This is a genomic window from Aminobacter ciceronei, assembly GCF_014138625.1.
GTDB lineage: Bacteria > Pseudomonadota > Alphaproteobacteria > Rhizobiales > Rhizobiaceae > Aminobacter > Aminobacter ciceronei.
Window position 1 is genome coordinate 151,271 of record NZ_JACJHY010000006.1, and the last position, 20,715, is coordinate 171,985.

The 20,715-nt window shown below is 63.0% G+C and carries 21 protein-coding genes; 15 read left to right on the forward strand and 6 right to left on the reverse strand.

Annotated features, from left to right (window positions below; genetic code table 11):
* Positions 1-12: 12 nt before the first annotated feature.
* Complete coding sequence (locus HNQ95_RS08640; RefSeq protein WP_182573864.1) at positions 13-1,299, reverse strand: dihydroorotase; 1,287 nt, start codon at positions 1,297-1,299, stop codon at positions 13-15.
* Entirely contained in the window at positions 1,296-2,261 is a 966-nt protein-coding gene (locus HNQ95_RS08645) for an aspartate carbamoyltransferase catalytic subunit (protein WP_067962480.1), read from the reverse strand. The genes HNQ95_RS08640 and HNQ95_RS08645 overlap by 4 nt, the downstream gene beginning before the upstream one ends.
* A 184-nt stretch (positions 2,262-2,445) precedes the next feature.
* Here HNQ95_RS08645 and HNQ95_RS08650 point away from each other — a divergent pair, with 184 nt between their 5' ends.
* Together HNQ95_RS08650 and HNQ95_RS08655 are read left to right on the forward strand one after the other, a co-directional pair.
* Positions 2,446-4,074 (forward strand): acyl-CoA dehydrogenase family protein, encoded by a 1,629-nt coding sequence (locus tag HNQ95_RS08650; protein ID WP_182573865.1) that lies wholly within the window; start codon positions 2,446-2,448, stop codon positions 4,072-4,074.
* A 193-nt stretch (positions 4,075-4,267) separates the two neighbouring features.
* Positions 4,268-4,603: a DUF6105 family protein gene (locus HNQ95_RS08655; protein WP_182573866.1), complete on the forward strand. Its 336-nt coding sequence runs from the start codon at positions 4,268-4,270 to the stop codon at positions 4,601-4,603.
* On the opposite strand, the gene ruvX is transcribed toward HNQ95_RS08655, so the two are convergent.
* On the reverse strand, positions 4,542-5,027 hold the full coding sequence (gene ruvX, locus HNQ95_RS08660) for a Holliday junction resolvase RuvX (protein WP_067962477.1): 486 nt from the start codon (positions 5,025-5,027) through the stop codon (positions 4,542-4,544). The two genes, HNQ95_RS08655 and ruvX, sit on opposite strands and share 62 nt — an antisense overlap.
* 146 nt (positions 5,028-5,173) lie before the next feature.
* Between ruvX and HNQ95_RS08665 the strand changes: the two genes are divergently transcribed.
* The 5 genes from HNQ95_RS08665 (at position 5,174) to HNQ95_RS08685 (ending at position 9,266) form a co-directional block, all read left to right on the forward strand.
* Positions 5,174-5,881, forward strand: coding sequence for a metal-dependent hydrolase (locus HNQ95_RS08665; protein ID WP_182573867.1), 708 nt, complete (start codon positions 5,174-5,176; stop codon positions 5,879-5,881).
* Positions 5,882-5,913: 32 nt separating this feature from the next.
* Entirely contained in the window at positions 5,914-6,330 is a 417-nt protein-coding gene (locus tag HNQ95_RS08670; RefSeq protein ID WP_182573868.1) for a hypothetical protein, read from the forward strand.
* 83 nt (positions 6,331-6,413) lie between these two features.
* Positions 6,414-6,701, forward strand: a complete 288-nt coding sequence (gene gatC, locus HNQ95_RS08675) for an Asp-tRNA(Asn)/Glu-tRNA(Gln) amidotransferase subunit GatC (RefSeq protein WP_067962472.1) — start codon at positions 6,414-6,416, stop codon at positions 6,699-6,701.
* A 69-nt stretch (positions 6,702-6,770) separates the two neighbouring features.
* Positions 6,771-8,336, forward strand: coding sequence for an amidase (locus HNQ95_RS08680; protein ID WP_182573869.1), 1,566 nt, complete (start codon positions 6,771-6,773; stop codon positions 8,334-8,336).
* A gap of 132 nt (positions 8,337-8,468) precedes the next feature.
* Positions 8,469-9,266, forward strand: coding sequence for a YdcF family protein (locus HNQ95_RS08685; protein WP_154386048.1), 798 nt, complete (start codon positions 8,469-8,471; stop codon positions 9,264-9,266).
* Here HNQ95_RS08685 and HNQ95_RS08690 read toward each other — a convergent pair.
* A complete protein-coding gene (locus tag HNQ95_RS08690) occupies positions 9,215-9,973 on the reverse strand; it encodes a DUF599 domain-containing protein (protein WP_083948598.1) in 759 nt (252 codons plus the stop codon). The two genes, HNQ95_RS08685 and HNQ95_RS08690, sit on opposite strands and share 52 nt — an antisense overlap.
* 284 nt (positions 9,974-10,257) lie before the next feature.
* On the opposite strand from HNQ95_RS08690, the gene HNQ95_RS33950 reads away from it, so the two are divergent.
* The 5 genes from HNQ95_RS33950 (at position 10,258) to HNQ95_RS08710 (ending at position 14,004) form a co-directional block, all read left to right on the forward strand.
* A complete protein-coding gene (locus HNQ95_RS33950; protein ID WP_256438414.1) occupies positions 10,258-10,386 on the forward strand; it encodes a hypothetical protein in 129 nt (42 codons plus the stop codon).
* 196 nt (positions 10,387-10,582) lie between these two features.
* Positions 10,583-11,986 carry an L-serine ammonia-lyase gene (locus HNQ95_RS08695; RefSeq protein WP_154386047.1) on the forward strand — a complete coding sequence of 468 codons (1,404 nt, stop codon included), beginning with the start codon at positions 10,583-10,585 and terminating at the stop codon, positions 11,984-11,986.
* 90 nt (positions 11,987-12,076) lie between these two features.
* Positions 12,077-12,514, forward strand: coding sequence for a DUF1489 family protein (locus HNQ95_RS08700; protein ID WP_154386046.1), 438 nt, complete (start codon positions 12,077-12,079; stop codon positions 12,512-12,514).
* 66 nt (positions 12,515-12,580) lie between these two features.
* Positions 12,581-13,312, forward strand: a complete 732-nt coding sequence (locus HNQ95_RS08705) for a hypothetical protein (RefSeq protein WP_067962457.1) — start codon at positions 12,581-12,583, stop codon at positions 13,310-13,312.
* Positions 13,309-14,004 carry a DnaJ domain-containing protein gene (locus HNQ95_RS08710; RefSeq protein ID WP_067962454.1) on the forward strand — a complete coding sequence of 232 codons (696 nt, stop codon included), beginning with the start codon at positions 13,309-13,311 and terminating at the stop codon, positions 14,002-14,004. Before HNQ95_RS08705 ends, HNQ95_RS08710 begins: the two co-directional genes overlap by 4 nt.
* A 41-nt stretch (positions 14,005-14,045) precedes the next feature.
* Here HNQ95_RS08710 and HNQ95_RS08715 read toward each other — a convergent pair whose 3' ends face one another.
* A complete protein-coding gene (locus HNQ95_RS08715; RefSeq protein ID WP_083948773.1) occupies positions 14,046-15,485 on the reverse strand; it encodes a D-alanyl-D-alanine carboxypeptidase in 1,440 nt (479 codons plus the stop codon).
* A gap of 329 nt (positions 15,486-15,814) precedes the next feature.
* Here HNQ95_RS08715 and HNQ95_RS08720 point away from each other — a divergent pair, with 329 nt between their 5' ends.
* The 3 genes from HNQ95_RS08720 (at position 15,815) to clpA (ending at position 19,227) form a co-directional block, all read left to right on the forward strand.
* On the forward strand, positions 15,815-16,144 hold the full coding sequence (locus HNQ95_RS08720; protein WP_067962446.1) for a phasin family protein: 330 nt from the start codon (positions 15,815-15,817) through the stop codon (positions 16,142-16,144).
* Positions 16,145-16,417: 273 nt separating this feature from the next.
* Complete coding sequence (gene clpS, locus HNQ95_RS08725) at positions 16,418-16,747, forward strand: ATP-dependent Clp protease adapter ClpS (protein WP_067966623.1); 330 nt, start codon at positions 16,418-16,420, stop codon at positions 16,745-16,747.
* A gap of 8 nt (positions 16,748-16,755) precedes the next feature.
* On the forward strand, positions 16,756-19,227 hold the full coding sequence (gene clpA / locus HNQ95_RS08730; RefSeq protein ID WP_067962443.1) for an ATP-dependent Clp protease ATP-binding subunit ClpA: 2,472 nt from the start codon (positions 16,756-16,758) through the stop codon (positions 19,225-19,227).
* A 70-nt stretch (positions 19,228-19,297) separates the two neighbouring features.
* Here clpA and HNQ95_RS08735 read toward each other — a convergent pair whose 3' ends face one another.
* Positions 19,298-20,548 (reverse strand): GGDEF domain-containing protein, encoded by a 1,251-nt coding sequence (locus HNQ95_RS08735; RefSeq protein WP_154386044.1) that lies wholly within the window; start codon positions 20,546-20,548, stop codon positions 19,298-19,300.
* Positions 20,549-20,715: the final 167 nt, after the last annotated feature.

Consider the following 20,715-nt stretch of genomic DNA (forward strand, 5'->3'; position numbering starts at 1 on the left):
CCCCGTGGCCCGTCAGGCCGAAAACACTGTGCGTCCGCCGACCAAGGTTTTCAAGACCTTGCCTTGCAGCCTCGCGCCTTCAAAGCAGGTGTTCTTGGAGCGCGAGCGGATGTCGGCCTCGCGCACCAGCCACGGCTCGCCAAGATCGACAAGCGCCAAATCTGCAATCGAACCGGGCTTCAGCGTGCCGCCCGGCAGGCCGAACAGCTTTGCCGGGGCGGTCGAAAGTGCATCGATGATGCGCAGCAGCGGCACTTCGCCATTGTGGTGCAGGCGCAAGGCCACGGCCAGCAGCGTCTCCAGGCCGATCGCGCCGACGGCGGCGTCGGCAAAGGGCAGACGCTTGGTGTCGACGTCCTGAGGGTCGTGCGAAGAAACGATCAGGTCGATTGTGCCGTCCTTCAACGCCTCGATCATGGCGATGCGGTCTTCCTCGGCGCGCAAGGGCGGCGCCAGCCGGAAGAAAGTGCGGTATTCGCCGACGTCGTTTTCGTTGAGCGACAGACTGTTGATCGAGACGCCTGCTGTGACCTTGGCGCCGTCGGCCTTTGCGCGCGAAACGGCATTTGCTGCCATCGCAGTCGAGATTTTCGCCGCGTGGTAGTTGCCGCGAGTGAGCCTGGCGAGCGCCAGGTCGCGCTCGAGCGGGATAGTCTCGGCCTCGCGCGGAATGCCCGAAAGCCCGAGCCAGCTGGCGTAGAGGCCCTCGTTCATCACGCCTGTCGAGCCGAGATCGGCGTCCTGCGTTTCGTGTGCGATCACCGCGTCGAAGTCGCGGGCATAGGTCAGCGCCCGGCGCATCATCAGTGAGCTGGCGATGGTGTGGCGGCCGTCGGTGAAGGCGACAGCACCAGCTTCGCGCAGCATGCCGAACTCGGTCATCTCATGGCCGTCGAGGCCCTTGGTTATGGCCGCGGCGGGAAAGACGTTGACCGAGGCAGTATCCTTGGCCGTGCGCAGCACGAACTCGACCAGCGCGACATTGTCGATGACAGGATCGGTATCGGGCATCATCACGATCGAGGTCACGCCGCCTGCGGCGGCCGCGATGCTGGCCGAGGCAATCGTCTCGCGATGTTCGCCGCCGGGTTCGCCGATGAAGACCCTGCCGTCGATCAGGCCGGGTATGATCGCCTTGCCTGTGCAGTCGATGACCTCGGCGCCGCCGGGAATGCCCTGATTGAGCGCATTGGCGCCTGCGGCGACGATCTTTTTGCCGTCGACGATGACGGTTGCGGTCTCATCTATGCCGCGCGAGGGGTCAATGAGGCGGGCGCGCTGGAAAACCGTGATGCTCATGCGTTCTTTCCGTCGCGATTGCGGCGCGGGTCGAGCAGCGCTTCCATCACCGCCATGCGCACGGCGACGCCCATTTCCACCTGTTCCTGGATCACGCTCTGCGGGCCGTCGGCGATCTCCGAGGCGATTTCAACGCCGCGGTTCATCGGGCCGGGGTGCATCACCAGCGCGTCGGGCTTGGCCGCCTTCAGCTTCTCGGCGTCGAGGCCGTAATAGCGGAAGTACTCGCGTACCGAAGGCACGAACGCGCCTGCCATGCGTTCGCGCTGCAGGCGCAGCATCATGACTACGTCGGCGTCCTTCAGGCCCTCGGCCATCGATTGCGTCACCTCGACGCCCATCTGGGCGATGCCGGAAGGCAGCAACGTCGAAGGAGCGACGACCTTGATGCGGGCGCCGAGCGCATTGAGCAGCAGGATGTTGGAGCGGGCGACGCGCGAATGCAGGATGTCGCCGCAGATCGCCACCGTAAGATGAGCAATGCGGCCCTTGGCGCGGCGGATGGTCAGTGCGTCGAGCAACGCCTGCGTCGGGTGCTCATGCGCGCCGTCGCCGGCATTGACCACCGAGCAGCCAACCTTTTGCGCCAACAGTGCGGCGGCACCCGCCGACTGGTGGCGAATGATCAGGATGTCGGGCCGCATCGCGTTCAGCGTCATCGCCGTGTCGATCAGCGTTTCGCCCTTCTTCACCGAAGAGCTCGCCACCGACATGTTCATGACGTCGGCGCCGAGGCGTTTTCCGGCGAGCTCGAACGACGATTGCGTGCGCGTCGAGGCTTCATAGAACAGATTGATCTGGGTTCTGCCCCGCAACGTCGAAGTCTTCTTCTCCGACTGACGCGAAATGGAGACGGCCGCGTCGGCGCGGTCGAGCAATATTTCGATGTCGAATGGAGAAAGGTCGCGGATGCCAAGAAGATGGCGGTGCGGGTAGGGCGGCAGGGACGATAGGTCTGTCATCTCAAGGCGCTGCTATAGGCTGTGCTTAGGTGACCCGCAAGCCGGCATTTCATCGATGAAAGTTCTCCCACGGGATTTTCGTCGCTTCCAAGCTGGGCCATAAGCTATCGATAAGCATTTCGGCTATAAAGCCGGCCATGGCTGCGGATTCGTGCCCGTCGCCCACACCGATGAAGGACAAGGCGTGACGCAGGACGTGCCGAACCAGCCCCCTCCGCTGACGGGCAGCAATGCCTGGCGCGGTGACCCGCTGCTGATCCAGATCGCGGAAGGCTTCTCCGATCCCGTGCGCCGTGACCTCGACGGGCTCGGCCGCTTCGTGCTGACTCATGAAGCGCAGGACCTGGCGCGGCTCGCCAACAGCGAAGTGCCGAAGCTCAGGACCCATGACCGCCAGGGCCGCCGTATCGATCAGGTCGAGTTCCATCCCGCCTATCACGCGCTGATGCGCCGCTCGATCGCGGGCGGCCTGCATTCCTCCGTCTGGGAGAATGGCGGCACCGAGACCGGCCGCCGCCACCAGGTGCGCGCGGCGCGCTTTTATCTGACAGCACAACTCGAATGCGGGCATCTGTGCCCGATCACCATGACCAATGCCTCGCTTGCTGCCTTGATGGCGAGCCCGAAGCTGTTTCGCGAATGGGCACCGCGTGTCACCACGCGTAAATATGACCAGGCGCAGAAGCCGCCGGTCGAAAAGACCGGGCTGACGCTCGGCATGGGCATGACCGAGAAGCAGGGCGGCACCGACGTGCGCGCCAACACCACCAAGGCCGAGCGTGCCGGCGGCAGTTTCTACCGGCTCACCGGTCACAAATGGTTCATGTCGGCGCCGATGTCGGATGCCTTCCTGATGTTGGCGCAGGCGCCCGAGGGGCTGTCATGCTTCCTCGTTCCGCGCATATTGAGCGACGGCTCGGCCAACGGGCTGCAGTTCCAGCGCCTGAAGGACAAGCTCGGCAACCGCTCGAATGCCTCGTCGGAAGTCGAAATCCAGGGCGCCATCGGTGACCTCGTCGGCGAACCGGGCGGCGGCATCAAGACGATCATGGACATGGTGACGCTGACGCGACTCGACTGCGCCGTCGCCTCCTCGGCGATCATGCGGGCAGGGCTTGCGGAAGCCGTCCATCATACCCGTCACCGCCAGGTGTTCGGTGCCAACCTCGTCGATCAGCCCCTGATGCAGCGCGTGCTGGCCGACATGGCGCTTGATGTCGCCGGCGCGACCGCGCTCGCCTTCCGCCTGGCACGTTCCTTTGACGAAGCGGCATCGGATCGCGGCGAGGCGGCCTTTGCCCGCGCCATGACGCCCGTCGTCAAATACTGGGTCTGCAAGATCGCGCCGGCGCTGCTCTACGAGGCGATGGAGTGCCTCGGCGGCAACGGCTATGTCGAGGAAGCGCCGCTGGCCCGCTATTATCGTGAGGCGCCGGTCAACGCGATCTGGGAGGGCTCGGGCAATGTCATGGCGCTCGACGTGCTGCGCGTTCTGCAACGGGCGCCCGGCCTGTTCGAGGACGTGCTGGCAACGCTTGAGCGTGACCTCGGTCCTGGCGGACGCAGCGTGCTCGGCGTGCTGCGTGCCGCCATGCAGGTCGCATCGTCGGACGAGGGCTCGGCGCGCATCCTGACCGAGCAGCTGGCGATCTCGGCGGCCGCTGCCGAACTGCGCCGCATGGGGGCAGGGCGGATTGCCGACGCCTTCATCGAGACCCGTCTCGCCGGCCAGTGGCGCGGCACCTACGGCATGCTCGACGCGCGCCACGATTCGCGCCTGATCATCGATACGCTCTATCCACAGGTGGGCTGACACGTTCCGGGTCACAGGCCGTCCCATTTTCGGACGGCTGCGGCCAAATTAACCTTAACAAATGGTTTACGTTGCGCGTCGCAGGCGCAGGGCCCACTGTCTTTTGCAAAGAAGCAGGAATCCCGATGCCGGTCCTTTCGAACCAGTTCCAGGGCGATGAAGCCGCCAGACCGCCGGCCAGAGGTAGCGTCTGATGCGCTATATTTTCGCCGTTTGGGCTGCGCCGCTGGTCCTGTTCTGGGGCTGGTACTTCCTGTCGATCAACGACCTCCATTTCGGTTACCCGATCCTGAGCCGCGCCCTGAACCTGGCGATCTTCGACCTCTATGGCGAATTGCTCGGCGTCGAAGCGGCCAAGATCCCGTGGATGATCGGCAAGGCCTGCATCATCGACACATTCATCCTTTTGGGAATCTGGGCGTTCCGCCGTCGCAAGCTGATTGCCGAGAAGGTGAGTGGCTGGCGCTCTAATCCCCGGCCGGAGATGCGTCGAGTGTCTGAAGCCGGTCGAGTACACCCTGCAGAATAAAGGCGGCGGCGGCCGAATCGATGCGGCCGTCACGCTTCTTGCGCGAGACGTCCATCTCGATCAGCGCGCGTTCGGCGGCGACCGTCGACAGCCGCTCATCCCAGAACAGGAACGGCAGGTCGGTCAGGTTGGCTGCGTTGCGCACGAAGGCGCGCGACTTCTGGGCGCGTGGCCCCTCGGAGCCATCCATGTTGATCGGCAGGCCGATGACGATCGCACCGGTGTTCTCCTTGGCCAGCATGGCAAGCAAGGCGGCCACGTCTAGCGTGAATTTCTTGCGGATGATGACTTGGCGCGGATGCGAGAAGGAGAGCCCGCGATCGGAGACAGCAACGCCGATCGTCTTGTCGCCGAGGTCGAGCCCGGCTAGCGTCTTTCCGCCGGCCAGCAGCCCGGGCAGTTGTTCAATCGTAACGATGGCCAAGCGGCTTTCCTCTTTGAATTGCCGGATGCGTGCGCCCGGACGGGCAGCGCAGGTCCTAACACCTTGAATTTACGTATCGGCCTCTTTGAAAGGGGCGTCGTGCGTTCTATCCTTTGGCCGGCGAAATGACGAGGAGTGCCGAAACGATGAAGCTGACCTGGTATGGACATTCGGCATTCCGGATTGAAGTCGCTGGCGCTACCATTCTGATCGACCCGTTCCTGACCGGCAATCCGTCATGGGGACAGTCCTGGGAGCAGGCCGCCGAGGGCGTCACCCATGTGCTTTTGACGCACGGCCATGACGACCATATCGGCGATGCCGCAGCGATCCTGAAGAAGACCGGCGCCATGCTCGTCGCCAATTTCGAGATCTGCATGTATCTCGTCGGCCAGGGTGTCGGCGACAAGCAGATCAATCCCGGCAACATCGGCGGCACCGTCGATTGCGGCAGCTTCACCACCACCTTCGTTGCGGCGCTGCATTCGTCGTCGGTCAGCGGGCCGAATGGCGGCAACGTCTATCTCGGCAATCCCGGCGGCCTGGTGCTGCATTTCGCCGAGGAGCGCACGCTTTATCACATGGGCGATACCGACATCTTCTCCGACATGGCGCTGATCAACGAACTGCACGAACCGGTCATCGGCCTCGTGCCGATCGGCGACCGCTTCACCATGGGCGGTGCTGTGGCGGCCCTTGCCTGCCGGCGATTCTTCAAGTTCGAAACGGTGGTGCCATGCCACTTCGCCAGCTTCCCGATCATCGACCAGACGGCGGAACAGTTCGTTGCCGGTCTCGAAGGCTCAGGCATCGAGGTCGTGCTGCCCAGGGTTGGCGTGGCGACCGACATTTGAGCTGGCGGCTGTGCCGCGAAGTGGGGTTTGACATGAAGTTCTTGCGCATTCTTTCGGTGTCCTCGCTGGCAGTGTTCGGCACGTCGGCCCATGCCGCCGACTTCATCAAGGGTGTCTATCTCCAGTCCGAGGAGCTCTGCGCCCAGGCGAAGAAGGATTCGCTGCAGTCGGTCATCGACGCCGGCAGCCTGATCCTGTCGTCGAACGGTCTCGAAAGCGTCGAGTACAATTGCGAGTTCCTCAATGTCACGCGCGCGACGCGGGCGCCTGCATGGGTCGTGACCGCCGTGTGCCAGGAGCCCGGGCATCTGTTCCCAGACACGCTCTCCATCCTCGAACTCAGCCCGACGCAACTCGAGCTCGTTTCAGTGCGCCAGGTCGATCCCGAGGGCGGCCAGACCGACAATGGCGGCACCTACGTGCTGTGCGATGGCGTCGCCATGCCATGAGCATGATCATCGATGTTGCACCGCGCCCGCCGCGCCGTTATAGCCCGACCTGACCAAATTTACCGGCTTTCCGGAGTTTTTCGATGTCCGTTGATCTCAAGACCGTCAAGCGCGTCGCGCATCTCGCCCGTATCGCAGTGAGCGAGGACGATGCCCAGCGCATGACCGGCGAATTGAACGCTATCCTCGGCTTCGTCGAGCAACTCAACGAGGTCGACGTCACGGGCGTCGAGCCAATGACGTCGGTCACGCCGATGGAGATGAAGAAGCGCGTCGATGCCGTCACCGACGGCAACAAGGCGGCCGACATCGTCGCCAACGCGCCTGCCACCGACGAGAATTTCTTCCTTGTGCCGAAAGTGGTGGAATAGGCCCTGCCGGCCAGTCCGTCGTCTCATCAAAAGCAGCTTTCGGCTGCGTGACCCCGAAGTGAATTCGCCATGACCGACCTGACCAGACTGACGATTGCCGAAGCGCGCGAGAAGCTGCGCGGCAAGGAGATCACCGCCACGGAGCTGACCGACGCCTACGTCAAGGCGATCGATCAGGCCAACGCGACCTTCAACGCGTATGTCGCCACCACGCCTGAAAAGGCGCGCGAGATGGCCAAGGCGTCCGACGCCAGGCTCGCCAGGGGCGACGGCGGTGCGCTCGAGGGCATTCCGCTCGGCATCAAGGATCTGTTCGCCACCGAAGGCGTGCATACCCAGGCCTGCAGCCATGTGCTGGACGGTTTCGAGCCGCGCTACGAATCGACGGTGACGGCCAATCTGTGGGCCGACGGTGCTGTCATGCTCGGCAAGCTCAACATGGACGAGTTCGCCATGGGCTCGTCCAACGAGACCTCCTATTACGGTCCAGTGATCAACCCGTGGCGGCGGTCGCGCACCGAGACGGTGGTGATGCCGACAACCCATCAAGGCGATGGCGGCTTCGTTGCATCAGGTGGCGCAAGGACCGCGCGCAGCTATGACAACATGCAACTTGTGCCAGGCGGCTCCTCGGGTGGCTCTGCGGCAGCCGTTTCGGCCTTCCTCTGCGCCGGTGCGACGGCCACCGACACGGGCGGCTCGATCCGCCAGCCGGCGGCCTTTACCGGCACTGTCGGCATCAAGCCGACCTATGGCCGTGTTTCGCGCTGGGGCACCGTTGCTTTCGCCTCGTCGCTCGATCAGGCCGGTCCGATCGCCCGCGACGTGCGCGACGCTGCGATCCTGCTCAAGTCGATGGCCTCCGTCGATGCCAAGGACACCACTTCGGTCGACTTGCCGGTGCCGGACTACGAAGCGGCGATCGGCAAGTCGGTCAAGGGCATGAAGATCGGCATTCCCAAGGAATACCGCGTCGACGGCATGCCCGAGGACATCGAGGCACTTTGGCAGAAGGGCATTGCCTGGCTCAGGGATGCCGGCGCCGAGATCGTCGATATCTCGCTGCCGCATACCAAATACGCGCTGCCAGCCTATTACATCGTGGCGCCTGCCGAAGCGTCGTCGAACCTCGCTCGCTATGACGGCGTCCGCTACGGCCTGCGCGTGCCGGGCAAGGACATCATAGAGATGTACGAGAACACTCGCGCCGCCGGCTTCGGCCGCGAGGTCAAGCGCCGCATCATGATCGGCACCTATGTGCTGTCGGCCGGCTATTACGACGCCTACTACCTCCAGGCGCAGAAAGTGCGCACGCTGATCAAGCGCGACTTCGAACTGGCGTTTGCCGCCGGCGTCGATGTCATCCTGACGCCGGCAACGCCTTCGGCCGCGTTCGGCGTCGCCGACGAGGACATGGCCGCAGATCCGGTCAAGATGTATCTCAACGACATCTTCACGGTGACGGTGAACATGGCCGGCCTGCCTGGCATCGCCGTCCCCGCCGGCCTCGACGGCCACGGCCTGCCGCTCGGCCTACAACTGATCGGGCGCCCGTTTGACGAAGAGACGCTGTTCCAGACCGCTCATGTCATCGAGCAGGCCGCTGGCCGTTTCCAGCCGGACAAATGGTGGTAGGCGTATAGCGCCTATCAGCCGAAGCCGGGCACGTGTCAGCTGTCCAGTCGAGCAAGTCCGGGGTCGTACTTTGCGGGCTGACATAGTAGTGGATTGGAGGGGGCTCCATTCCACTACGGACGGCATATCGGTTTGTTCTTCTATCTCTCCAAGATCTTCTGGTTCTTCGCCCAGCCGCTCAATTTCGCAATCTTCCTGCTTGCGGCCGGGCTCGTTGCCAGCTTCTTCGGGCGCCGGCGCCTCTTCCGCATTGCGACTTTCGCCTCGCTGATGATTCTGGCCCTCGCGACCTGGACCTCGCTTGGCTCGCTGATGCTCAATCCGTTGGAAGAGCGGTTCCAGCGACCAGCCCAGCCGGCCAGGGTCGACGGCATCATCGTGCTCGGTGGCGGCTTCGAGGGCGCGATCAATCTGGTGCGGGGCGGCTATGAGCTCAACAGCGGTGGCGACCGCATGGTCGAGACGGCGATCCTTGCCAGGCGCTATCCCGATGCGAAGGTCGTCATTTCAGGCGGCACAGGAACGCTGGTACTCGAAGGCGAAGGCGATGCCGACACGGCGCCGCGCCTGCTCGAAGCGCTCGGGGTGGCGCGCGACAGGCTGATTCTCGAAAACCGTTCGCGGAACACTTACGAAAATGCGCTGTTCTCCAAGGAGATGGTGACGCCAAAGCCTGGCGAGACGTGGCTGCTGGTCACCTCGGCCTTCCACATGCCGCGTTCGATGGCGCTGTTTGCCAAGGCCGGTTTCGATGTCACCGCCTGGCCTGTCGACTACCGGACATCGGGCGAAGAGGGCGTCGGCCTGTTCACCGACAACCCCGCCGATTCGCTGCAGAACACGACGATGGCGATGCGCGAATGGATCGGCCTTCTCGCCTACTGGCTGTCGGGTCGAATCGACGATCCGTTTCCAGGCCCGAAATCCTGAACCAGCACCGCCTTGCGAGCCTCGGAAAAGAACTGGCGTCTGATCAGCACCGCGAGCAGCACCACTGTGGTGACGAAGAAGACGCGCGCGTCGACGAACCAGCCGAGATAGCCGATCGAGAAAAACACGCCGCGCAGGCCGGCGTTGAAATGCTTGCCGGCCAGCTGGTTCATCCGGGTCGCCCGCATGACTGCGACGTCGATCGCCGCGTTGGGCTCGCTGCCGGGGCTGAGCTGGGGAACGGCGCCGATCAGGATCGAGCAGTAGTTGAACAGCCGGTAGGCCCAGCCGAACTTGAAGAACGAATAGGCCAGGATGACGATCAGGCCGATGACCTTGATCTCGAACAGTGGCCGTGCGGTGGCGCCTGCAAGCGGCACGTCGCTCAAGATGGCCAGAACGCGATCGGAGGCGCCAAGCAGGGCAAAGCAGCCGCCGACGGCAATCAGCGAGCTGGAGGCGAAGAAGGCGGTGCCTTGCTGCAGCCCGTTCATGATCGAGGTGTCGACGATCCTGACCTCGCGCCGAGCCATCGTCGCCATCCAGGCGGCACGTTGGGCGTTCATCGCCCGCGTCAGCGACATGCGCGTGACAATATGGCCTTCGGCGCCAAGGGCATGAAATACCCAGCCGGCGAGGAAGAACGCCAGTGCCGCGATGTCGAGAGCGCCCAATGGGCCGGTCATGGAAACGGAATCGTTGATCATCCAGTGCAGGCTAGCATGTGCGCCGCACCTATTTCGAGATCATCTGCCTGCCACGGCAGTGTCACAGGTGTTTAGAAAGCGTGAATCGTGAATTCGGCATAAGTGCCTGATTTGATTAAAAATGGATTGATGGCCGCATGGCTGCCATGCAGATTTCGCCATGCTTTGGCCATTTTTTGCAATTGCGAAGGCGCGCGCAAAGGCGTATCCAGCAGGCAACTCGGCCGCGTGCTGAGGCGGACCCACCGCCCGCTGACCGAACCACAAGGATCTTGCTAAACATCATGGATGACGGCGTTCAGAAATCCTGCTGGGGCCTTACGGCCAAGGCAGTGATTGGCTTTGCAGGTTTTCTTCTTATTGCCTGGCTGGTGAGCGGTGCCGAAACGGCAGCTGTCGTGGCCGCCGGCTGATCGAAAATCGCCAGGATTGGATACAAAAAGCGCGGCTGGGCCGCGCTTTTTTGCTATATGGCCTTGCGTTGTCAGGCGGTTTTTTCAAATGTCGCGCGCTGAGCAAACCACGTCGGATCGCGCCTAGCCACAGACGTGAAAAGGGCGGAATGATCGTATACGCGACATGAGCCGCCGACGTCGCAGGGAGTGAGATTTGTTTCTTTCGGTATTCGACCTGTTCAAGATCGGCATTGGTCCGTCGAGCTCGCACACGATGGGGCCGATGACGGCGGCCGCGCGTTTTCTTGACGAGATCCTCACCGGCGACTGGCCGCGCCCGGCCGGCGCCAAGGTCGACCGCGTCGGCGCCAGCCTGCACGGTTCGCTCGCCTATACCGGCGTCGGCCACGGAACCGACCGCGCCGTCATGCTCGGCCTCTACGGGCTGACCCCTGTCACCGTCGACCCGGACCAGACGGACGGCATCGTCGAGCAGATCTCGCGCGACAAGCGTGTGTCGCCGGAGGGCCATCCGTCCTATCGCTTCGATCCGGGCATCGATCTTGTGCTCGACAAGAAGACGCCACTGCTCGGCCACGCTAACGGCATGGCGTTTTACGCTTATGACGCGAGCGACCGCCTGCTGCTCAAGCGCATCTATTACTCCATCGGCGGCGGCTTCGTCGTTTCAGAGGAAGAGCTGCAGCGCATGAAGGCCAAGACCGCGGCTCCGGCGGCGGGCAAGCGTGTGCCCTATCCGTTTGCGAATGCCGTCGAAATGCTGGCTATGGCGTCGCGGAGCGGGCTCTCCATTGCCGAGATGAAGCGCGCCAATGAAGAAATCCACATGCAGCGCGCTGATCTCGATGCCGGTCTTGATGCCGTCTGGGACGCAATGAGCCGCTGTATCGACCGTGGCCTGTCGCAGGACGGTATCATGCCGGGCGGCCTCAAGGTTCGTCGTCGCGCCCGCCAGCTGCACGACAAGCTGCAGGAGCAGTGGAGCCAGAACCGGCCCAACCCGCTGCTTGCCAATGACTGGCTGTCGATCTACGCCATGGCCGTCAACGAAGAGAATGCCGCCGGCGGCCGTGTCGTCACGGCGCCCACCAACGGTGCTGCCGGCACGCTGCCGGCCGTCCTGCGCTACTGGCTGCATTTCCATGTCGAGGCGGACAAGGACAGCATCCGCGACTTCCTGCTGACTGCAGCCGCCGTGGGCGGCATCATCAAGACCAACGCCTCCATTTCCGGCGCCGAGGTCGGCTGCCAGGGCGAGGTCGGCTCGGCGTCGGCGATGGCGGCGGCCGGGCTGTGCGCCGTCATGGGCGGTACACCCGAGCAGGTCGAGAACGCCGCCGAGATCGCGCTCGAACACCATCTCGGCATGACCTGCGATCCCGTCGGCGGCCTTGTCCAGGTGCCGTGCATCGAGCGCAACGCGCTCGGCGCGGTCAAGGCGGTCACCGCGGCCTCGCTCGCCATCAAGGGCGACGGCAAGCATTTCGTGCCGCTCGACGCCGCCATCGAGACGATGCGCCAGACCGGCATGGACATGAGCGAGAAGTACAAGGAAACCAGCCTTGGCGGTCTCGCGGTCAACGTCGTCGAGTGCTGAGGGTGTCCGACGGGCTGGCCCAACGGGCCAGCCTGTGCAAAACCACTGGCGGCGTTGAATGCGTCTGACGGAGACGCTAGTTTTCAGCCCATGTCACTGAACATGCTAAAGCTCTGCGTCGGCTGCGACAGCGTCGAGGATCTCGAGGAATGGATCGCCTTCCGCTTGGACGAGCGCAGGCGCAATGGCGAGCCGGTGGAGCAGTTCCACACCACGCGCATGGTGCCGACCCGCGGTGCCGAACTGACGTCGGGTGGCTCGCTCTACTGGGTTATCAAGGGCAACGTTCAGTGCCGCCAGCGCTTGCTGGAAATCCGGCCCTTCACCGATGCAGAAGGCATTGGCCGTTGCCATCTCATTCTCGAGCCGACCGTTGTGCGCACCGACTGGCAGCCGCGCCGCGCCTTCCAGGGCTGGCGCTACCTCAAGCCGGTAGATGCGCCGGCCGATCTCGGCCAGGGCAATGCAGCGCTGGCCGAAATGCCGCCAAAGCTGCGGCTCGAACTTGCCGAACTCGGGCTACTCTAACTCGGGTGCCGAAGCCCGCAACGACGGGCTTGCAAGCTATCGCGCGCCGCCACATCTTCTTTGGTGATGAGCGACCAAAGCAAACCTCCGGCTACGTCAGCCAATCACCCGCCGGTCGAGCGCCGTTCGGATTCCGCGGCGATCGACGCATTCGTGCGCCAGGCGCGCGCGCTGGCCACCGGCAAGGCCAATGGTCGACTGGTGCTGGCGCTCGACGCCACGATGAGCCGGCAGCCGACCTGGGATCTCGCCTGTGAATTGCAGGGCCAGATGTTCGACGCCGTCGGCAACACCGGCAGGTTGAACGTGCAGCTTGTCTATTTCCGCGGGCTTGGCGAATGCCGGGCGTCCAAATTTGTTGCCGAGACGGCGTCACTCAAGCAGCTGATGACGTCCATCCAGTGCCGCAGCGGTCAGACGCAGGTCGGCAAGGTGCTGGCGCATGCGCTCAAGGAGACGTCGTCCGCCAAGGTCGATGCGCTGGTCTACATCGGCGATGCGATGGAAGAGAACATCGACGAACTGGCCGAAAAGGCCGGCAAACTTGGCTTGTTAGGCGTTCCGGCCTTCGTCTTCCAGGAAGGCCATGACGCAGACGCCGAGCGCGCCTTCAAGGAGATCGCGCGGCTCAGCAAGGGCGCCTGGTTCCGCTTTGACCGCAAGGCCGCGGCGACCTTGTCGAAGCTTTTGTCCGCGGTCGCCGTCTTTGCCACGGGCGGCATCAAGGCGCTGGAGGCGAGGGGCCGTCCCGAGGACATTCTGATGATCGAGCATTTGAGGAGCGGCAAGGCGCCATGACAGTTCTCGCCGTCCTCGCCGCTGTCCTGGTATTTTCGACGCTGGCCGTCACCATCTTCTTGCGCGCAGATGCGACCCAGCTCGCCAGGGCGCTGAAGATGGCAGGGCCATTGGCGCTGGGGCTGGTTGGCGTGGTTCTGTTGCTGTTGGGTCGGGCAGCCGTCGGCGGCGGCCTGATCTCCGCGGCCCTGGCCTGGTATGCGGCCGGAAGGAGGGGGGCTTCTACCAGTCGAACGCCGGGGCGGCGTTCGACCGTAAGGACCGCGGCGCTCGAAATGGAGCTTGATCACGACACAGGTGGCCTGCAGGGGTTCGTCCTGGCCGGCCACCAGGAAGGCAAGTCACTCGCCTCACTCGGCCTTACTGAACTCAAGGCACTCTACAAGGAACTGTCCGGCGATCCGGAAAGCCTACAGCTACTTGAGACCTATCTTGACGGCCGCTTTCCCGTTTGGCGAGAAGACGCGCAACCTGACCGAGACGACGGGCAGCGTGTTGCGCCAAGTTCTGGCGCCATGACTAAGGAGGAGGCCTACAAGGTCCTTGGTCTTGAAGCGGGGGCCGCCGCGGCGGATGTCCGCAAGGCGCATCGACGACTGATTCAGCGCCTGCATCCCGATCTCGGAGGCTCGTCTTTCCTCGCGGCGAGGATCAACGAAGCCAAGGACGTCCTTCTCTCCGATCATCACTAGACTCTCCTACGACACAGAACTTTCCAGGAGGTTGGGGGCGCCTACTGCGCGATGGCGTAGCAGGCGATCTTCTTCTTCTTCAGTGCGTTGCAGGCATTCCAGGCGGAGTCCTTGGATTCAAAGCCGGCAAAGCGGGCACGGAAGTAGGTCACGCCGCCCTTTTCGAAGGGCACGGTGAAGGGCGAAGCCTTGGCTAGTGCTGCTCCAGCCTGCTTTGCCGTCTTGTCGAGGATGGCACGCGCCTCGCCGTCGCTCGGCGACGACGCGACCTGGATCGCCCAGCCCGACGGGACTGACGCGGTTTTCATCTGGTCGAGGGCCTGGACGGCCGGAGCGCGCTCTTCTGCGTAGGCCTGCTCGACGCCCTCAGCGGGAGCGCGATCCTTGGCCTTGCGGATCTGGAACGGAATCTTGCCGCCGAAACGTTCGGTCGAAGCCATGGCGATCTTCGGCTCGGTGGTGCGTGCGATGACCGGCTTCGGAGCGGGCACGGCAGCAGCCACGACAACTTCGTCGCTCTCGGCGGCCTCATCGGCGGAAGCGTCGGCGACGACGATCTCCTCGGCTTCCGGGCGCATGTCGGGCGTCGGCGCATTGCGCTTGGGCAGCTGAGCCTTGGCGACCGCGACGGCCGGCATCGGCGTATCGGTCTTGGCGATCAGGTCGCCACCGCCGCGCTTCGAGGCCTGCGGCATGTAGGTCTTGATCAGTTCAGCCATCTTGTTGTCACGGCTGGCGCCGCTGGTGCCGCCGAGAACCACGGCGACGATGCGGCGGTTGCCGTCCTGCACCGACGAGACCAGGTTGAAGCCCGAGGCGCGGGTGTAGCCGGTCTTGATGCCGTCGACGCCCTTGATGCGGCCGAGCAGGCGATTGTGGTTGGCGATACGCTGGCGACCGAAGGCGAAGGAGCGCGTCGAGAAGTAGCTGTAATATTGCGGGAAATGCTCGCGCAACGCGATGCCGAGCTTGGCCATGTCGCGTGCGGTGGTGAACTGGGCGGTGTTGGGCAGGCCGTTGGCATTGCGGAACACGGTGCCCTTCATGCCTAGGCTGCGTGCCTTGGCGGTCATCATGCGGGCGAAGTTTTCTTCCGAGCCGCCGATCATTTCGCCGAGCGCGGTCGAGGCATCGTTCGCCGAGCGCGTGATGAGCGAGAGAATCGCTGCTTCGACGCTGATCGAACCGCCTGCCTTGACGCCGATCTTGGTCGGCGGCTCGGCGGCTGCGTTCTTGGAAAACACGACCTTGGTATCTTTCTGGATTCGACCCTTCGAAAGCGCCTCGAAGGTCAGATAGAGCGTCATCATCTTGGTCAGCGACGCCGGATAGCGCCGGGAATCGGCACTCGAGGAGTGAAGGGTTTCACCGGTGTTCGCATCGACGACGATCGCTGCGTAGCGACTGTCCCTGGTCGCCTTGGCTGCAGAAACAGGAGCCACCGACGCCATCCCTATGGCTGCGGCGAGGGTGAAAACCATGAACGATTTGATGGAGATGGCCGACTTGAGCACTTTACCCGGCAACGCTTGACGCACTGTTACACCCTTGAATTATTGTTGCATGTGGGGCGGCAAAGGTTCCTGCCCCGTATCGATGCACAGTAGGGTCACAGCGTTACCAATCCGTTTATGGTAACCGGCTCGTTCACACTTTTGCTTGGGCTTTAGTCTAACTTTACCGAACGGGATCGTCGCTTCGGGCGGTATGGAATGACGCGGGGTCAGTTGACATTTTGTGCGCTGCACAATATCTAGGCTGCATCGCACAATCACATAGCGCAGCGCGCGGAACCCGAAAGGATGCAGCGATGACCCAGACCTATGAAGATTTCAGCAAATACGGCAAGGACTTCGTCGACACCGGCCTGAAGAGCTTCGCTTCGCTCTCCAAGGGCGCGCAGGCGATCGCCACCGAGACGACCGACTACACCAAGAAGAGCTTCGAGGCAGGTGCTGCCACCTTCGAGAAGCTGCTCGGCGTCAAGTCGCTCGAGAAGGCCGTCGAAATCCAGACCGACTATGCCAAGCAGGCTTATGAAGGTTTTGTCGCTGAGGCGACCAAGCTCGGCGAACTTTATGCCGAACTCGCCAAGGATGCCTACAAGCCGTTTGAGTCGCTCGTCGCCAAGGCGAAGTGATCGACTGATCCCCGATTTCAGGGGGCTGGATTGAAAGATCCGGCAGATAAGACCCGGTTGCGCCCGCGCAGCCGGGTTTTTTGTTTTTCTTTTGCACAAGTGCTTCACGTTTATGGCAATTCGGGCCATGCCGCCCCCGTCACCATATTGTCAGCACGTCAGAAGGGCTTAAAATCCCCCTAATGACACCTACATGACGAAGTGTCGGAATTGATGAAGGGCAGGACCAGATTGACGACCGGCTTGGAAGCCACGAACTTCGACGTGGCGCGGATGCAGAGCGGTGACGAGGGAGGCAACGGCCCAGGCCGCGGCACCGCAGTCATTACCCGTACGAAGACCAAGACCAAGCGGCCGAGCCTCTACCGGGTGCTCATCCTCAACGACGACTACACCCCGATGGAGTTCGTCGTGCATGTGCTCGAACGCTTCTTCCAGAAGGACAGGGAGGCCGCTACCCGCATCATGCTGCATGTCCACAACCATGGCGTCGGCGAATGCGGGATCTACACGTTCGAAGTGGCCGAGACAAAGGTGTCCCAGGTCATGGATTTCGCCAGACAAAATCAGCATCCGCTGCAATGCGTGATGGAGAAGAAGTGAGGTATTGAATGCCGGCTTTCTCCCAGGGCCTCGAAAAAGCGCTGCATCAGGCGTTGACGCTCGCCAACGAGCGTCACCATGAATATGCGACGCTCGAACATCTGCTGCTCGCTCTCATCGACGACAATGAGGCAGCAGCGGTCATGCGCGCCTGCAACGTCGATCTCGACGAACTCAAGCAGACAGTGCTGACCTATATCGACACCGAGCTCGACAATCTCGTCACCGGCTATGACGAGGATTCGAAGCCGACCGCCGGTTTCCAGCGCGTCATCCAGCGCGCCGTCATCCACGTCCAGTCGTCCGGCCGCGAGGAAGTGTCCGGCGCCAACGTGCTCGTTGCGATCTTCGCCGAGCGCGAGAGCCATGCCGCCTATTTCCTGCAGGAACAGCAGATGACCCGCTACGACGCGGTCAACTACATCTCGCACGGCATCGCCAAGCGTCCCGGCGCCACCGAAACGCGCAGCCCGCGCGGCGCCGATGAGGAGCAGGGCAGCTCGAACAATGAGGCAAACGAAGAGACAGGCAAGGGCAAGAAGCAGCAGGATGCGCTGACGGCCTATTGCGTCAATCTCAACGTCAAGGCGCGGGCCGGCAAGATCGATCCGCTGATCGGCCGCGAGTCCGAGATCAACCGCACCATCCAGGTGCTGTGCCGCCGCTCTAAGAACAATCCGCTCTACGTCGGCGACCCCGGCGTGGGTAAGACTGCGATCGCCGAGGGCCTCGCCAAGCGCATCGTCGAGGGCGATGTTCCCGAAGTGCTCGAGGATGCCACCATCTTCGCGCTCGACATGGGCACGCTGCTTGCCGGCACGCGCTATCGCGGCGATTTCGAGGAACGCCTGAAGCAGGTGGTCAAGGAGCTCGAGGAGTATCCGGGCGCTGTGCTGTTCATCGACGAGATCCACACAGTCATCGGTGCGGGTGCGACATCGGGCGGCGCGATGGATGCCTCCAACCTGCTCAAGCCGGCGCTGTCGTCGGGCGCCATCCGCTGCATCGGCTCGACCACCTACAAGGAGTTCCGCCAGTTCTTCGAGAAGGACAGGGCGCTTGTCCGTCGTTTCCAGAAGATCGACGTCAACGAGCCGACCGTCGACGACGCCATCGAGATCATGAAGGGCCTCAAGCCCTATTATGAGGACTTCCACAAGGTGAAGTTCACCAACGAGGCGATCAAGGCGGCCGTCGAGCTTTCGGCACGCTACATCAACGACCGCAAGCTGCCCGACAAGGCGATCGACGTGATCGACGAGACGGGCGCGTCGCAGATGCTTTTGCCGGAAGGCAAGCGCAAGAAGACGATCGGCATCAAGGAGATCGAGGCGACGATCGCCACGATGGCGCGTATTCCGCCGAAGACCGTCTCGGCCGACGACGAAAAGGTGCTGGCCGGCCTCGAGGTCGAGCTGCAGCGCGTCGTCTATGGTCAGGACACGGCGATCACCGCGCTTACCTCGGCCATCAAGCTGGCACGTGCCGGCCTGCGCGAACCGGAGAAGCCGATCGGCTCCTACCTGTTCTCGGGCCCGACCGGTGTCGGCAAGACCGAAGTGGCAAAGCAACTCGCTCTGTCGCTCGGCGTCGAGCTGATCCGCTTCGACATGTCGGAGTATATGGAGCGCCATACCGTCAGCCGCCTGATCGGCGCGCCGCCCGGCTATGTCGGCTTCGACCAGGGTGGTCTTCTGACCGACGGCGTCGACCAGCATCCGCATTGCGTGTTGCTGCTCGACGAAGTGGAAAAGGCCCATCCCGATCTGTTCAACATCCTGTTGCAGGTCATGGACCACGGCAAGCTGACCGACCACAACGGCAAGCAGATCGACTTCCGCAATGTCATCCTGATCATGACCACCAATGCGGGCGCGTCCGACGCGCAGCGCGCGGCGATCGGTTTCGGGTCGACAAAACGCGAAGGCGACGATGTCGAGGCGATCAACAGGCTGTTCACGCCCGAGTTCCGCAACCGCCTCGATGCCATCATCCCGTTCGGCTCGCTGCCGGTGCCGGTGGTGCATCAGGTCGTGCAGAAGTTCGTCATGCAGCTGGAAGCCCAGCTTTCCGAGCGGGGCGTCACCTTCGACCTGTCGCCGGATGCCATCGCTTGGCTGGCCGAGAAGGGCTACGACGAGCGCATGGGCGCGCGTCCGCTCGGCCGCGTCATCCAGGAGCACATCAAGAAGCCGCTGGCCGACGAGGTGCTGTTCGGCAAGCTCAAGAAGGGCGGCACGGTGCGTGTCACCGTCGAGAAGAAGGAAACCGGCGAATCCGGCCTGAAACTCGAGACGGTTGCCGACGAAGTGCCAGTGAAGCCGAAGAAGGAAGATCCGGCCGATCGTCCGAAGCCCAAGAAAGCTGCTGCCAAGAAGCCGGTCGCCAAGAAGGTCGTGTCGGCGAAGCCGAAGTCCGAGCCGAAGGGCAAGGATGGCGGCAAGCGCAGCCTCGTTCCCCAATTGCCTCGAAAGGGCTGATTGGAAAAACAAGGAAGCCCCGGCAACGGGGCTTCCTTTTTGGCTGATCGAAACTGCCCGGCGGCTTGCTTCAGGCGATGACGGGGCTCTCGACGCGGTTCCGGCCGAGCCGTTTGGCACGATACAGCCAGGTGTCGGCATCCCTGATCATCTGCTCGACCGAAACTGGACCGCTTCTGGCGGTCGTCACCCCGATGCTGACGGTGGTGCTCAGGCCGGGCTCAGCCAGGGTCATGCTCGCTACCGCAGCGCGCAGGCGCTCGGCGAGGATCGTCGCGTCGCCGGCGTTCAAGTCCTGGCAGATGGCGACGAACTCTTCGCCACCATAACGGAACAGGCGGTCGCCGCTGCGCAAAGCGCCGTCCAGCGCGCGTGCAACGTCCTTGAGCACCTTGTCACCGGTGACATGGCCATACTGGTCGTTGATGCTCTTGAAGTGGTCGATGTCGATCATCAGCATGCTCACCGGCTTGCGGTCGGCCAGTGGCCGGTCGATCAGCGACTGTGCCACCGCTTCGAAATGGCCACGGTCACTGGTGCCGGTCAGCGTGTCCTTGCCGGTCTTTTCCAGCAGGTCCTCGTAGCGATGGCGGAACGTCAGCCGGTCGAAGACCTTGAGCAGCGGCTCGGGGCCGGCCAGTGCCGGACGTGTCTCGACATATCTGAGGTAGATGACGAGCATTGCGCTGTAGAGGGCCGCTGCCGCCATCTTGGCGATCCAGCCGCCGTAAAGCGCGCTGATCGGCACACCCGACACGAGATGCAGGCCAAGGAAGAACATCAACTGGTCGAAGGTGAGGACCAGAGCGGCGCTGAGGAAAATGCGCTTGAACAGGGTGTTGGCGATGCGCTGTCCGAGCTTCTCGTAGATCAGGATCAAGGCGATGCTGTCGAGGAACAGCAGGGCCGTGCCCCAGACCATCAGTACGCCCATGTCGTCAAGGAACGTCAGGTCGGGTTGATAACCCGGCATTTCCGCGACATCGCCGTAGAGGCGCAGGATCAGGGCCAGCGCCACCATCAGGCAGTTGCCGATCAGAAGCCCGTAGATCGGCTGGCGCACTGTCTCGGCATCCTCCTTGATGTAGAGCAGAAGGAACATCAGCAGCTTGCCGGAAAACATCACCGTAGAGCCGGGGGATATCAGGCCAAAGGGCAGCTGAACGAAGAAGACGGCGGCAAGATAGGTCTCGAGGAAGTGCATGACCCCAAGCACGCAAACAAAGATTCCGATGCCGAATCTGTGCCGTGAATGGAAAACCGCGGCCATGGTCACGAAGTAGATCAGCGCTTGCAGGACCAGCAGCAATGCACCTGTCATGACCTGGCTGTTCCTCGCTTCCCACCCAAAGGCCTATCTACACATTCGCGGTAGGTAAACCGTTAATATGCCGTCTCTTTCGCTGGTTGGCGCGATATGGCGCGGTCGGATCGGTGGTCACGAGGTGCAGTCGATTGCGCCAGGCGGATCGAAGCGCTGACTTGGCA